Here is a 14,535-nt window from a genome sequence, read left to right as displayed (position 1 = left end):
TACTTATTTCCTGAATACATAGTTGCCACGGATCTTGCGCCACAGGCCGAACATGTCGGTGCGGGGGAAGATGGCGATCCGGCGGATCTGGAACGGATCCCGGTGCATGGCTCTGGGGCCGCTGTTGGTGGCCACAGCATAGCGATAACCGGCGGCAACGGCCTGGGCTTTTGCACTGTCGTTCAGATCCCCGTAAGGATAGGCAAACGAGATCAGGGGATGGCCGAGCAACTGCTCCAGCCAGGCCTTGTTGGCCTGGATCTGGTGGGCCTGCTCCTCTGGGGGGAGCGTACTCAGGCGGGGGTGAGTCAGGGTATGGCCCCCGATCTCCACATGACCGGAGGCCACCAGCGCCTTGATCTCCTCCGGGGTCATCAGGGTCACCGGGGTATCGGGGTGGGTCGGGTGCTCCACATCCCAGCGATTGTGATCCTCACCGGTCACCACATAGACCACCGCCTTGTAGCCATACTTTTCCAGCAGCGGCAGCATGCGGGTGAGGTTGTCCCGATAGCCGTCGTCCACGGTGATCATCAGGTACTTCTTGCCGTATTGCAGCCGGTGGATGAACCCGTTCTCCGCCAGGTCGGCAAATGTCAGCGTCTCGTAGCCCAGCCACTTCATCAGCTTGAGGTGCTTCTCGAACATGGCGACCGGGAGCCAGGTGCCATGCTGATGTTGCCAGCCTGAATAGGCATGATATCGCCAAATGCTCTTTCCATTCCTAGATAGAACTTATCGTAAATCGCGATGGAGCCAGCAATACAAGCCCCCACTGCAACCCCAAAAATCAGGCTAACGAGACGAACAGGATACCGAGAGAGCAAAGGTAAGGTAATTGCCGCCATTAGGACACGACTGGGACGATCGAATTCACGTAACTTGCCATCATCCAGCCATATAGAGAGGCCTTGCACAAAAACGTAAGCGAAAAAAATCAATGCCAATATTTTTACTTCCCTTGGCATATTCACCCAATAAAATGGCCGCCAACAAACTGTGATACTTGCTAGTAGTAATATAGCAGGCCCGTAGGAATACCCACTGGGAATGGTTAATGCTAATGCGCCAAATAAAAATGCAGACACCTGAACCAGGTTGTGAAGAATATTTATACGCAACGGCAAAATAATAGGGCTCGCCAATATCATGAAAGTGTATTCCTAGAAAAGTCATCTTTGCCGATAGTGCATACACAAGGCTTTCAGATGCTGAGACATATCAAATTCTTGCTCGGCCCGCTCGCGAGCCAATTTCCCCAGGCGATCACTTAATTCAGGATCTCGCAGCAGTACCTTGATCTGCGCAGCGATAACTTGCGGTTGCAATGGCTCGGCCAATAAACCCACACCACCAAGCACCTCTGGCACGGCACCGGTAGTGGCCCCGACGATCGGTTTACCGGCGGCCATCGCCTCGATCACGGTGAGGCCAAATGCCTCGTTATGAGAAGGAATGACCACCACATCCATCGCCTGCAACATACGGGCGGTATCTCGCCGGAAGCCGGAAAAATGCACGACACCACCGAGTTGCCGCTGGGTAATGTCGCACTCCAGCTCAGTGACGAAGGGCTCATCAGCCCCCTCGGTGGCAAGCGTCCCCCCCACCAGCAGCAGTTGAAGGTCGGGGAATTCGGTACGCAGCAGGGCAAAGGCCTCAAGCAGCTCACGCTGCCCCTTGCCGGGACTGAAACGGCCGACCATCCCGATCAGCGGGCCAGTGGGAATACCCAGCTCACCGCGAATAAGGGCTGGCTCTTCCTCGCAAGAGGTCAACTCGGTGCCCAGCCACAGCCGCTGAATACGCTCTGCGGGGAGCGGCAAGGCGGCGCGATTGCGCCTCAGTGTCTCGTCGCTGATGGAGAGCACCCTATCGACCTTGCCGTAGATCCAGCGATGCAACGGATCCTTCTTAGGTCGTTTTGAGCCCATATGCTCGGTGAAAATGAGGCGAAACGAGGAAATAGTGCCAAGTAATGCGGCCAACAGCAGATCGCTGGACTTGTGGCAGTGCACGATCTGGATGCCGCTTTGCTTCATCCAGCGCAGCAGCGCAGGCAGGCGCAAGATGGCCTGATTGCGTGATGCCGCCTCAAACACCTCAAAACCAGCGGCCTTCATATCTGAGGCAACTCGACTACCTGCCAGTGCCAACCCGAACACACGCCAACCTCGCTCTACCAGCCCCTTGCCGACCCGGATAGGGTACATCTCCAACCCCCCCCAACCCTGAGAAAGGCAGATCTGCAATACACTACCCGGCGCAACCACATTTGCCGGAGCGTTCATCGGTTCAACCAGGCCATGTAATCGGCCACGCCTTCGGCCACAGTCTTGAACTCGCCGTCATAGCCGACGCCGCGCAACTTGGTGAGATCCGCCTGGGTGAAGCTCTGGTAGCGACCCTTGAGGTGATCCGGGAAGGGAATGTATTCGATGGCGCCTTTCTGGTGATGCCTGATCACGGCTTCCGCCACGTTCTGGAACGGCTCAGCCCGGCCGGTGCCGCAGTTGAAGATGCCGGAGTGCTGCGGATTCTGCCAGAACCAGAGGTTCACCTTGCAGACGTCGTCCACGTAGATGAAGTCGCGCATCTGGCCGCCATCCGGGAAGCCGTCACAGCCCTCGAACAGCTTGGGATTGTCACCCTGCTTCACCTGGGTATTGAGGTGGAAGGCCACGGACGCCATGGAGCCCTTGTGCTGCTCGCGGGGACCATAGACGTTGAAGTACTTGAGACCCACCACCTGGGAGTTGATCTCCGGCATCCAGCGACGCACGTACTGATCGAACAGCTGCTTGGAGTAGCCGTAGACGTTGAGGGGCTGCTCGAACCTCGGGTCTTCGATGAAGTTGTCGTTGCGCCCGCCATAGGTCGCGGCGGAAGAGGCGTAGATGAAGGGGATTTCCCGTTCGATGCAGTAGTGGAACAGATCCTTGGAGTACTCGTAGTTGACCTCCATGATGAACTTGCCGTTCCACTCGGTGGTCGCGGAGCAGGCGCCTTCGTGGAAGATCACCTCGATGCCGTCATCCCACTCCTCGAATTCGTCACCGGAGACGATCCGCGCCTGGAACTCGTCCTTGTCCATGTAGTCGGCGATGGTGAGGTCGACCAGGTTGACGAACTTGGTGCCGTCGGTCAGGTCATCGATGACCACGATATCGGTCCGTCCTTGAGCGTTCAGCTGCTTGACCAGATTGCTGCCGATAAAGCCAGCACCGCCAGTTACTACGATCATGGAGTTTGCCTCGCGTACGTTGTGGCCCCGTGTGACTGCCTGTTAAAGCTGTGTATAGTGGGCCAATTTGAAATTGCCGAAAAGTTTATCACGGGCCGCAAGGGGATTCGACCTCGATGACTTTTCCCCTTCGGGCCCGGCAGAGGGACCAGCGATGAAGACCAGAGACAGGATCATCCACAGCGCCACCGAGCTGTTCAACGATCAGGGCGAGCGCAACATTACCACCAACCACATTGCCGCACACCTTGGCATCAGCCCGGGCAACCTTTACTACCACTTCAGAAACAAAGAAGACATCATCCACTCCATCTTCGATCAGTACGCCCGCCACCTGAGCGACAGCTTCACTCCGATCCGCAGCAGCGAGATCCGGCTGGAGGATCTGATGGGCTACCTGGATGCCATCTTCTATTTGATGTGGCAGTTCCGCTTCTTCTACGCGAACCTGCCGGACATCCTGAGTCGCGACGAGCTGCTGCAGCAGAAATACCTCAAGGCACAGGAGCAGCTCCGTGCCACCGTTGAGACGCTGCTCAGAAGCCTGCGTGAAGGCGGCATCATCGCCGTCAGCGATGAAGACCTGCCGGATCTCGGTCAGACCATCAAGATGGTCGTCACCTGCTGGATCCCGTTCCAGATCGCCCAGGCCCCGGCCACCCGCATCACCAAACCCCTGCTCTACCAGGGGGTCTTGCGGGTGCTGTTTTTGCTGCGCCCCTACGTGCAGCCACAGGTGGCCCCCCAGATACATCAACTGGAGCAACATTATCACCAACTGGCCCAACCAGCCGGGTGAGATCTGTTTCACAATTGTTGATTATCAGCATAAAAATTTGAATTTATACGCAGGGATTACAGTAAAATGTCGCCCATTCTAGGGTCTGTCGGCGTTTCGTCGCGACCGTGACGACGCCGAACCGTGCGGGTTGCACGGCCCGGGATCCTGATAACACAGTCGATACAGCAATGAGGACCGAGGATGTCTAACGGATTCTATCGTCACCTGACCGAACAGCTCGAACAGGTCAAGGCGGAAGGGCTATACAAGCAGGAGCGCATCATCACCTCGGCCCAGCAGGCCCAGATTGCGGTGGGTGGCGAGCAGGTACTGAACTTCTGTGCCAACAACTACCTGGGGTTGGCCAACCATCCCGACCTGATTGCCGCCGCCCATCAGGGGCTCGACAGCCACGGCTTCGGCATGGCCTCGGTGCGCTTCATCTGCGGTACCCAGGACCAGCACAAGGAGCTGGAGCAGAAGCTGTCCGCCTTCCTCGGCACCGAAGACAGCATCCTCTACTCCTCCTGCTTCGACGCCAACGGCGGTCTGTTCGAGACCCTGTTCGGTGCCGAAGACGCCATCATCTCCGACGCCCTCAACCATGCCTCCATCATCGATGGGGTGCGGTTGTGCAAGGCCAGGCGCTATCGCTACGCCAACAACGACATGGCCGAACTGGAAGCCCAGCTCAAGCAGGCCGATGCCGACGGCACCCGCTTCAAGCTGATCGCCACCGACGGCGTCTTCTCCATGGATGGCGTCATCGCCGACCTCAAATCCATCTGCGATCTGGCCGACAAGTACGATGCGCTGGTGATGGTGGATGACTCCCACGCCGTCGGCTTCATCGGTGAGAACGGCCGCGGTACCCACGAATACTGCGAGGTGATGGAACGGGTCGACATCATTACCGGTACCCTGGGCAAGGCGCTGGGTGGCGCGTCCGGTGGCTACACCTCCGGCAAGAAAGAGGTGATCGACTGGTTGCGTCAGCGCTCCCGTCCCTACCTCTTCTCCAACTCCCTGGCACCCTCCATCGTCTCGGCCACCATCAAGGTGATCGACATGCTGGCCGAGGGTCACGACCTGCGTGCCCGCCTCAAGGAGAACAGTGCCTACTTCCGCGAGCGCATGAGCGCCGCCGGCTTTATCCTGGCCGGTGCCGATCACGCCATCATTCCGGTCATGCTGGGGGATGCCAAACTGGCCGCCGAGATGGCGAGCCGCATGCTGGACGCCGGTATCTACGTGGTGGGCTTCTCCTTCCCCGTGGTACCCAAGGGTCAGGCGCGCATCCGGACCCAGATGTCCGCCGCCCATACCCGGGAGCAACTGGACAAGGCGATCGATGCCTTCATTCGCATCGGTCGCGAGCTCGGTGTGATTTGATCACATGGCTGGCTGATTAAAACGGGGGCCAAGGTTGGGCCCCATTTTATTACCCTCTGTACCCGGCATGGCGCCGTGAGGAATCTGTCATGAAAGCACTCTCCAAACTCAAATCCGAAGTCGGCATCTGGATGACCGATGTCCCGGCTCCCGAGCTCGGCCACAACGATCTGCTCATCAAGATCCGCAAGACCGCCATCTGCGGCACCGACATGCACATCTACAACTGGGACGAGTGGGCCCAGAAGACCATTCCCGTCCCCATGGTGGTGGGGCATGAGTATGTGGGAGAGGTGGTCGCCGTCGGCCAGGAAGTGCGCGGCTTCGCCATCGGCGATCGCGTCTCCGGCGAAGGCCATATCACCTGCGGCCACTGCCGCAACTGCCGTGCCGGTCGCACCCACCTGTGCCGCAACACCATTGGTGTGGGTGTGAACCGCCCGGGTTCCTTCGCCGAATACCTGGTGATCCCGGCCTTCAACGCCTTCAAGCTGCCGGACAACATCCCCGATGAGCTGGCCGCCATCTTCGATCCGTTCGGCAATGCCGTGCACACCGCCCTCTCCTTCGACCTGGTGGGTGAAGACGTGCTCATCACCGGCGCAGGCCCCATCGGCATCATGGCCGCTGCCGTCTGCCGTCACGTTGGCGCCCGTCACGTGGTGATCACCGACGTCAACGAATACCGGCTGGAACTGGCCCGCAAGATGGGCGCCACCCGTGCCGTCAACGTGGCCAAGGAGAAGCTCTCCGATGTCATGGAAGATCTCGGCATGACCGAAGGGTTCGATGTGGGGCTGGAGATGTCCGGGGTGCCCAGCGCCTTCCAGGACATGATCGACAAGATGAACCACGGCGGCAAAATCGCCATGCTCGGCATTCCTCCCTCCACCATGGCCATCGACTGGGGCAAGGTGATCTTCAAGGGACTCTTCATCAAGGGGATCTACGGCCGCGAAATGTTCGAAACCTGGTACAAGATGGCAAGCCTCATCCAGTCTGGCCTGGATCTCAGCCCCATCATCACCCACCATTTCCATATCGATGACTTCCAGCAGGGCTTCGAAGCCATGGGCTCGGGCAAGTCCGGCAAGGTGATCCTGAACTGGGATTGAGGACACGCGAGGGGCGCCTGGGCAATCAGCGCGCCCTATTTTGTTCAGCCTCACTACACCCGGCGTATGCCGGGTTTTTTTATTTGGCATCACCCCTTCCCGCTCTGCCACTTTGTTTGCAGATTGCTTAACACTTCACACACAAGCGTTTAAATGGCTGTAACTATTCGGTTATAATCCCGTCGTTTTCTGGGGATAATAAGAGCCTGCTGGGAGTACATGAGCGTGTTGAAAAAACTGAGCTATTTGCTGGCTGCCGGGATGGCGGCCGCCACTCTGTCCGGCGCCGTCCTTGCCGCCGATGACATGTCGACAGAGGCCATCGCCGAGCGTATTGCCCCGGTTGGCCAGGTTTATACCGCCAAGGATCTGGAAGGCATTGCGACCGCGGCGGCCGCGCCTGCGGCAGCCTCCTCCGGCCCACGTGACGGCGAGACCGTGTTCAAGGGTGCCTGCTTCGCCTGCCATGATACCGGTGCCGCTGGCGCCCCCAAGCGAGGTGACAAGGCCGCCTGGGAGCCACGCATCGCCCAGGGATTCGACACCTTGCGCAAACACGCCATCGAAGGCTTCACCGGCAAGGCTGGCATGATGCCACCGCGGGGGACCTGCGCCACCTGCAGTGACGAAGAGATCGAGAACGCCATTCACTACATGATCGACAAGCTCTAAGTAATTGAAAGGGCTCCTCTTGCAGCCCTTTCAATCCCATCACTTCCGACTACGCTTGAAGGTAAGTTTTTTCGGGAGTGTTGCATGTCAGTTCAGCCCACCACACCGCCAGACTCGCACTCCTTGCTGGCGGTCGTCTCCTCCATCATGGATTTTCCCGCCCCCGGCATTGCCTCCCCCGAGGATTACGCCCGACTGGTCGGTCTGCTGGACACACTCTGCCCTCTGCAACATTTCGCCATGCTGGGGCTGGCCGACGGGGGGCTGAACTGGCGCTACACCTATCAGCTTCCCGACGTGTTCAAGCAACAATTGGGACGGGAAGAACCTCGCCTCACCGAACAGCTCACCCGGCTCGATGAAGGTCAGGGCTGGTGCGTGCAGCCTGTGGAGCATATCGACGTGCAGTGGTTGCTGGCACGCAGCACCCCGGATCAGGCACCCACCCTGAGGCTGCTGCTGGAGTGCCTGGCCAAACGCCTGCACGAAACCCAGACCGGTACCCAGCTGGCGGGGCAGGCTTCCCCTCTCATGCAGCGGGATCCCCAGTGGCAGGAGAAAATCGAGAAGATCGGCCGAGTGATGCGCCTGGCTCACAACCTGCCTCAGCATGCCCTGTTTGCCCAGTTGGAAGCTGTGTTGCGCCAGATGCTCTCGGTCAGCGACATGTTGCTGATCCGGCTGGAAAACCAGCGACTGGAGCGACTCTATCCACCACACCTGACATACGACGATGACATCATTCGGGCCATGTGCCACAGCACCAACAGCGTAGAGCGCCATGAAGAGGGGCTTTACTGGTACAGCCTGCCCCTGCGCCAGCAGCAGCAATACTTTGCCCACCTCATCCTCAACATGACCCGGCCTCTGGAAACCGATGACAGGCTGTTCCTCGATTTCCTGCGCCATCAGCTGACCCTGTTGCTGGAGCTCAAAAGGGTGCGACAGCAACTCGATGAGCTCAACTCGGAGGAGTCCATCAACCAGCGACTCCAACAGCTGCGCCAAACCAACTTGAGGTTGCAGAAACGGCTCAAGCATCATCAGGAGCTGGAGCGGCGGCTCCAGTTCAATGCCTTGCACGACCCGCTGACCCAGTTGCCAAACCGGGCGCTGCTGATGAATCACCTGCATCATGCCATGACCCGCTACCGCCGTTACCAGACAGCCGGCTTCACCCTGATCTTCGTCGATGTGGATCACTTCAAGCAGGTCAATGACGCCCTGGGCCACAGTGCTGGCGATCAGTTGCTGCAGGAGCTGGGCAGCAGGCTGCAAGGCTGCATCCGGCAAAATGACATGGTGGCGAGGCTCGGAGGGGACGAATTCGTCATCTATCTGGACAACAGCCAGCGGGAAGAGGACATCAGCCCCGTGCTCAATCGCCTGATTGGCCGTATCGGCCATCCGTTCCGGCTCCAGGGCAACGAACTGACCATCACCGTCAGTCTGGGGGTCGCCAGCGTGACGGAGCAGACGGCCGATGTCAGTGAACTGCTGCACCAGGCAGACCTCGCCATGTACCAGGCCAAGCGCAACGGCCGCAGCCGCATCGTCATGTATTCGGAGGCCTGTACCGAACAGGCGGGGTCACCGGAAGAGCGGCTCTTCAGAGCCTTGCGGGAAGGGCGGATTGTGCCTTACTTCCAGCCGGTGATCAGGCTGTGTGACAGCCGCCTCGTCGGACTGGAGGTGATGGCGCGCTGGATAACGGAGGAAGGGGAGCTCAAGGATGCCTTCGACTTCATTCCTCTGGCGGAACAGTGCGGCCTCATTCAGGATCTGGACCGCCAGATCCTCAAGCGCACCTGCCAGCAACTGAAGCTTTGGCAACCCGCCTCCGGGGTCGGTCGTTTCAGGATAGCCATCAACCTCTCCGGCAAGCACCTGGCCAGCCACGAGCAGATCATGCAACTGCTCACCATCATGGAGGAGGAGGGTGTCATCCCCGCATGTTTCATCTTTGAGTTCAACGAACGCGAGCTCTCCCGGCAGAGTGCCGACTCCCTCACTGCCCTGCATGAACTGAGGGCGAAAGGGATCCAGGTCAGCCTGGATGACTTCGGCACCGGCTTCTCTTCCCTCAACGCCCTGTTTCACTTCCCGGTGGATTACATCAAGGTGGACGACAGCTTCACCCATCGCATGTTGAACTCACCCAAGGATCTGGCGCTGATCCGCGCCATGCGGGACATCTGCCAGGACCTCGACTTCACCCTGGTGGTCGAGGGGATCGAAAATCAGCAGCAGTTGCAAAAGCTCATCGAGCTTGGCTGCGCCCTCGGGCAGGGGCGCCACATCTCGCCCCCGCTGCCGGGAGCCGATATTCCTCCTCTACTGGGTCAGGCTTCCCGAGAGACCAAACCTTCCGACCTCAATCCTTCTTGAACAGGGCCCGCAGGTTGGCGACACCAACCTGCCCCTTCTGCTGGCGCTCCTCGGCCGTCACCTTCTTCTGGTTTTCCCACTCCAGGTCATCCTGGGGCAGCTCCAGCAGGAAGCGGCTCGGCTCCGGCCGCACCGACTCGCCAAACTGGCGGCGCTCCTTGCAGAGAGTAAAGGTCAGCTCGGTCTGGGCCCGGGTGATCCCCACGTAGGCGAGGCGCCGCTCCTCCTCCACGTTGTCCTCGTCGATGCTGGTCTGGTGGGGCAGCAGCCCCTCCTCCATACCCACCATGTAGACATAGGGAAACTCCAGTCCCTTGGAGGCGTGCAATGTCATCAGCTGCACCTGATCCGCCTCATCCTCCCCTTCGTTGCGCTCCATCATGTCCCGCAGGGTGAGGCGAGTCACCACCTGAGCCAGCGTCATCGACTCCTCCAGCTCGTCCCCCTCCAGCATCTCGCTGATCCAGCGGTAAAGGGTGGAGACGTTCTGCATCCGCATCTCTGCCGCCTTCGGGCTGGGAGAGGTCTCGTAGAGCCACTCCTCGTAGTGGATCTCCTTGATCATGTCCCGCACCGCCTCCACCGGATTGCCGCGCAGCGCCTGATCGCCGAGCCGCACCAGCCAGTTGGTGAAGGCCTGCAGGGCGGATAGACCGCGCCCGGAGAGGTGCTGCTCCAGCCCCAGCTCGAAGCTGGCTGCAAACAGACTTTTGCCGCGCTGGTTGGCGTATTGGCCCAGCTTCTCCAGCGTGGTGGGACCGATCTCGCGGCGCGGCAAGTTGACCACCCGCAGGAAGGCGGTGTCCTCATCCGGGTTCACCAGCAGCTTGAGATAGGCCATGATGTCCTTGATCTCGGTGCGGGAGAAAAACGAGGTGCCACCCGAGATACGGTAGGGAATGCGGTTGGTCATCAGCGCCTTCTCGAAGATGCGCGACTGATGGTTGCCCCGATAGAGGATCGCGTAGTCTTTGAACCGGGTGCGGTTCATGAACTTGTGGCCCATCAGCTCGGCGGCGATACGCTCCGCCTCGTGCTCCTCATTCTTGGCAAACAGCACCTTGAGCTTCACCCCCTCGTCCAGCTCGGAAAAGAGCGCCTTGTCGTAGACGTGGGGGTTGTTGGCGATCAGGATGTTGGCACACTTGAGGATGCGCCGCTTGGAGCGGTAGTTTTGCTCCAGCTTGATGAGCTTGAGGCTGGGAAAATCCTCGTTCAGCAGCACCAGGTTCTGCGGCTTGGCACCACGCCAGGAGTAGATGGACTGGTCATCGTCTCCCACCACGGTAAAACGGGCCCGCTCGCCGACAATCTGCTTCACCAGCTCGTACTGGCTGGTGTTGGTGTCCTGATATTCGTCGACCAGCAGATAACGGATCTTGTTCTGCCAGCGGGTGCGTACCTCCTCGTTGCTCTTGAGCAACAGGGTCGGCATCACGATGAGATCGTCAAAATCCAGCGCGTTGTAGGCCACCATCTGGCGGTGATAGCGCTCATAGAGCTGGGCCAGCAACACTTCTTCCGGGCCTCGGGCGATGCGCATGGCGCGAGCCGGCAGGATGAGGTCGTTCTTCCAGTTGGAGATCTGGCTGATAAGGGCCGAGAGCTTGTCCTTGTCGTTGTCGAGCTCCGCCTCGGTCAGCTCTTTGAGCAGCGCCAGCTGGTCGGTATCGTCGAACAGGGAGAAGTTGGCCTTGAGGTTCAGGCTCTTGTGCTCTCGGCGGATGATCTCGAGCCCCAGAGTGTGGAAAGTGGAGACCATCAGCCCCCGCGCCTCCTTGCGACCCAGGGTCTGGCCGACCCGCTCCTTCATCTCCCGCGCGGCCTTGTTGGTGAAAGTGACGGCGGCGATGTTGCGCGCGCTGTAGCCGCACTGCTGTACCAGATAGGCAATCTTGTTGGTGATGACGCGGGTCTTGCCCGATCCGGCACCCGCCAGCACCAGGCAAGGGCCGGAGACAAACTTGACCGCTTCGTTCTGATTGGGGTTGAGCTTCATGGGCCGGATCTCTTGGCTTATGATGAGGGGCGGCATTGTAACAGAGATCCCGCAGGCAGCCGAAACCGCAGGCAATATCCCGCCACTGCGCCTTGTGTTTGGCCGCCATTTTCCGGATCATGGCCGACTTTTCCAGATGATATGAGGGGAGCATGAACCAGCAACAGCACGCTCGGCTGCGCAGCCAGTTTCCAGCCTTGGCGCAGGAGGTGAACGGCCACCCTCTGGTCTATCTGGACAACGCCGCCACCACCCAGAAACCGCAAGCCGTGCTGGATGCGATCAATCACTACTATCGGGCCGACAATGCCAACGTGCACCGCGCCGCCCATGCCCTGAGCGGCCGGGCCACACGCGCCTTCGAAGATGCCCGCAAGACGGTTGCCCGCTTTATCAATGCCCCTCGCAGCCACGAAGTGATATGGACCCGTGGCACCACGGAGGCGATCAATCTGGTGGCCCAGAGCTGGGGTATGAGCGAGCTGAGGGCGGGGGATGAAATCGTGCTCAGCACCCTGGAGCATCACGCCAATATCGTCCCCTGGCAGCTGATCGCCCAACGCACCGGCGCCGTGATCCGGGTCGTCCCTCTCGATGAGCGGGGCGATCTCGACATGGCTGCCTATCTGGCCATGCTGGGACCACGTACCCGACTGGTGAGCGTGGCTCACGTCTCCAATGCCCTTGGCACCGTCAATCCAGTCAAAGAGATGGTGGCAGCGGCCAAGGCGGTCGGGGCCCTGAGCCTCATCGACGGCGCCCAGGCGGTGGCCCATCTCGAGGTGGATGTGCAGGCTATCGGCTGCGACTTCTACGCCTTCTCCGGCCACAAGCTCTATGGCCCGACCGGGATCGGCGTGCTGTGGGGCCGCACTGAGCTATTGGAGCGGATGCCCCCCTGGCAGGCCGGCGGCGAGATGATAGACAGGGTCAGCTTCAGCGGCACCACCTTCAACACCCTGCCCTTCAAATTCGAGGCAGGCACCCCCCATATTGCCGGCGCCATCGGCCTGGCCGCAGCCATCGGCTTTATGATGGAGCAGGACAAGGATTCATTGGCCAGCCATGAAGCGGCGCTGACCGACTATCTGGTTGCCGGACTGCAACAGGTGCCAGGGCTGCGTCTGGTCGGCGAACCCGGTCAGCGCGCCGGCGCCATCTCCTTCCTGCTGGAGGATATCCACCCACAGGACGCCGCCACCCTGCTCGACATGCAGGGCATAGCCCTGCGGGTCGGCCATCACTGCGCCATGCCGCTGATGGAATCGCTCGGTATCGGCGGCACGATGCGCGCCTCGCTGGCCTGCTACAACAATCGGGACGATGTCGACGCCCTGCTGGCCGCCCTGCACAAACTCCGTGACTTCTTCTAAGGCAGACAATCCAATGAACAGCCTCGCAACCTACACCCGGATAGGCGTTGAGCCCGACGCAAATAGCATCCGTCAGCAGTTTGCGGCAGCAAACGGCTGGGAGAACCAGTACCGACTCATCATCCAGCTCGGCAAACTGCTGCCTGCACTGCCCGGCGAATGGCAGCAGGAGGCATTTCGCCTCAAGGGGTGTGAGAGCCAGGCTTGGTTGAAAGGGGAGAAAGGTGAGGATGGTAACTGGCACTTTGCTTGCGATTCCGATGCCCGCATCGTGCGCGGTCTGATTGTCATCGTGCTGGCCGCACTCAACCACCAACCCGCAGCGACGATCCATTCCTTCGACATGGAGGACTATTTCACCGAACTGGGGCTGGAGAAACACTTGAGCCCGTCGCGGGGCAACGGGCTCAGAGCTATCGTGTTGGCAATCCGGGGGCTGGCCGTCTAACCAGCCTTGTCCAGTGGTCGATCAGGCTGCGCCAATCGACCCTGTGTCTTCATTCCCGGCCTCTTTCTCGGCACGGGCTCCCCGCTCTGCAATCTTCTTCAATACCCGGGAAGCCGCGACCAAGCCAAAGGTGGCCGTCACCGGCGTCACGGCACCGAAGCCGGAGGCGCAATCCATCTTCATATTGCCGTCGCTGGCCGCCTTGGCCTGGCAGGTGCCGCCATTGCCATCCGGATAACTCAGCTGCTCGGTTGAGAAGACACACTCCACCCCGAATTTGCGCGCCGGATTCTTGCTGAAGTTGTGCAGTCGGCGCAGGTCGGAGCGCACCTTGGCGGCCAGCGGATCCTGAATGGTCTTGGCCAGGTCGGCCACGGTGATCTGGGTCGGGTCCATCTGCCCGCCGGCACCGCCCGCCACGATCACCGGGATCTTGTTGCGCTTGCAGAAGGCAATCAGCGCCACCTTGGCCTTGACCGAGTCGATGGCATCCACCACATAGTCAAACTCCCGCTTGATATGCTCGCCCAGGTTGTCGGCGGTGACGAAGTCATCCACCTCGATCACCTCGCAATCCGGGTTGATGGCACGGATACGCTCGGCCATCACCTCCGTCTTGAGACGGCCGACGGTGCCCTGCATGGCATGGATCTGGCGATTGGTGTTGGTGATGCAGATATCATCCATGTCGATCAGGGTGATCTGGTTGATGCCGGCCCGAGCCAGCGCCTCGGCCGCCCAGGAGCCGACGCCACCGATCCCGACCACGCAGACTTTCGCCTGGCTGAAAGAGCCAAGGGCACGCTGGCCATAAAGACGGGCAATGCCCCCGAATCGCTGTAGATACTCTGCTTTCATACCACCACCTTGCTTGAGGGCGGCCATTATAGCGGCAACCTCTCTCAGGGGCGATGATCGGATGATAGCGGTGTTGATGAGAGGGAAAAGGAGTGCGGTATCGGAAACGAAAAAAAGCCCAGTCGTTAGACTGGGCTTTTTAAGTAGTGGCGGAGCGGACGGGACTCGAACCCGCGACCCCCGGCGTGACAGGCCGGTATTCTAACCGACTGAACTACCGCTCCGCATTCGGTTAGCTTTCGCTAAATCTTTTGCTGCTTGTTTG

General features: G+C 59.9%; 12 protein-coding genes, 1 tRNA gene and 1 pseudogene. 7 read left to right on the top strand and 7 right to left on the bottom strand.

Translation table 11 applies throughout. The features are described 5' to 3' along the window. Positions 1-3: 3 nt before the first annotated feature. The 4 genes and pseudogenes from ACNPAA_RS15005 to rfaD all read right to left on the bottom strand — a co-directional run. A pseudogene (locus tag ACNPAA_RS15005) lies at positions 4-672 on the bottom strand (polysaccharide deacetylase family protein); the annotation flags it as partial. Then, positions 624-1,151: a hypothetical protein gene (locus tag ACNPAA_RS15000; protein WP_234887991.1), complete on the bottom strand. Its 528-nt coding sequence runs from the start codon at positions 1,149-1,151 to the stop codon at positions 624-626. The gene ACNPAA_RS15000 and the pseudogene ACNPAA_RS15005, both read right to left, overlap by 49 nt. 21 nt (positions 1,152-1,172) lie before the next feature. Next, a complete protein-coding gene (locus ACNPAA_RS14995; RefSeq protein ID WP_161470364.1) occupies positions 1,173-2,291 on the bottom strand; it encodes a glycosyltransferase family 4 protein in 1,119 nt (372 codons plus the stop codon). Next, a complete protein-coding gene (rfaD, locus tag ACNPAA_RS14990) occupies positions 2,288-3,244 on the bottom strand; it encodes an ADP-glyceromanno-heptose 6-epimerase (RefSeq protein WP_010672430.1) in 957 nt (318 codons plus the stop codon). The genes ACNPAA_RS14995 and rfaD overlap by 4 nt, the downstream gene beginning before the upstream one ends. A gap of 154 nt (positions 3,245-3,398) precedes the next feature. Here rfaD and ACNPAA_RS14985 point away from each other — a divergent pair, with 154 nt between their 5' ends. The 5 genes from ACNPAA_RS14985 to ACNPAA_RS14965 all read left to right on the top strand — a co-directional run bounded on the left by ACNPAA_RS14985 (position 3,399) and on the right by ACNPAA_RS14965 (position 9,592). Then, a complete protein-coding gene (locus ACNPAA_RS14985) occupies positions 3,399-4,043 on the top strand; it encodes a TetR/AcrR family transcriptional regulator (RefSeq protein ID WP_010672429.1) in 645 nt (214 codons plus the stop codon). A 183-nt stretch (positions 4,044-4,226) separates the two neighbouring features. Next, on the top strand, positions 4,227-5,417 hold the full coding sequence (locus ACNPAA_RS14980) for a glycine C-acetyltransferase (protein ID WP_408745594.1): 1,191 nt from the start codon (positions 4,227-4,229) through the stop codon (positions 5,415-5,417). An 89-nt stretch (positions 5,418-5,506) separates the two neighbouring features. Next, positions 5,507-6,532, top strand: a complete 1,026-nt coding sequence (tdh, locus tag ACNPAA_RS14975) for an L-threonine 3-dehydrogenase (RefSeq protein WP_010672427.1) — start codon at positions 5,507-5,509, stop codon at positions 6,530-6,532. Between the two features lie 219 nt (positions 6,533-6,751). Further along, positions 6,752-7,204, top strand: coding sequence for a c-type cytochrome (locus tag ACNPAA_RS14970; RefSeq protein ID WP_039041132.1), 453 nt, complete (start codon positions 6,752-6,754; stop codon positions 7,202-7,204). A gap of 84 nt (positions 7,205-7,288) precedes the next feature. Continuing rightward, complete coding sequence (locus ACNPAA_RS14965) at positions 7,289-9,592, top strand: putative bifunctional diguanylate cyclase/phosphodiesterase (protein WP_052814996.1); 2,304 nt, start codon at positions 7,289-7,291, stop codon at positions 9,590-9,592. Here the strand turns inward: ACNPAA_RS14965 and rep are convergent. Beyond that, on the bottom strand, positions 9,579-11,591 hold the full coding sequence (gene rep / locus ACNPAA_RS14960) for a DNA helicase Rep (protein ID WP_201872958.1): 2,013 nt from the start codon (positions 11,589-11,591) through the stop codon (positions 9,579-9,581). The two genes, ACNPAA_RS14965 and rep, sit on opposite strands and share 14 nt — an antisense overlap. Positions 11,592-11,743: 152 nt before the next feature. On the opposite strand from rep, the gene ACNPAA_RS14955 reads away from it, so the two are divergent. Further along, positions 11,744-12,964 (top strand): aminotransferase class V-fold PLP-dependent enzyme, encoded by a 1,221-nt coding sequence (locus ACNPAA_RS14955; protein WP_161470359.1) that lies wholly within the window; start codon positions 11,744-11,746, stop codon positions 12,962-12,964. A 13-nt stretch (positions 12,965-12,977) separates the two neighbouring features. Beyond that, the gene (locus ACNPAA_RS14950; protein ID WP_161470358.1) at positions 12,978-13,412 is read left to right on the top strand and encodes a SufE family protein; all 435 of its coding nucleotides are present in this window, start codon (positions 12,978-12,980) and stop codon (positions 13,410-13,412) included. Positions 13,413-13,433: 21 nt separating this feature from the next. On the opposite strand, the gene tcdA is transcribed toward ACNPAA_RS14950, so the two are convergent. Beyond that, on the bottom strand, positions 13,434-14,270 hold the full coding sequence (gene tcdA, locus ACNPAA_RS14945; protein WP_049636414.1) for a tRNA cyclic N6-threonylcarbamoyladenosine(37) synthase TcdA: 837 nt from the start codon (positions 14,268-14,270) through the stop codon (positions 13,434-13,436). Positions 14,271-14,417: 147 nt separating this feature from the next. Next, positions 14,418-14,494, bottom strand: a tRNA-Asp gene (locus tag ACNPAA_RS14940). Positions 14,495-14,535: the final 41 nt, after the last annotated feature.

The organism is Aeromonas sp. PS2Canimalfood6 (genome assembly GCF_048276795.1).
GTDB lineage: Bacteria > Pseudomonadota > Gammaproteobacteria > Enterobacterales > Aeromonadaceae > Aeromonas > Aeromonas caviae.
This window is presented reverse-complemented; position numbering and strand designations above follow the sequence as displayed.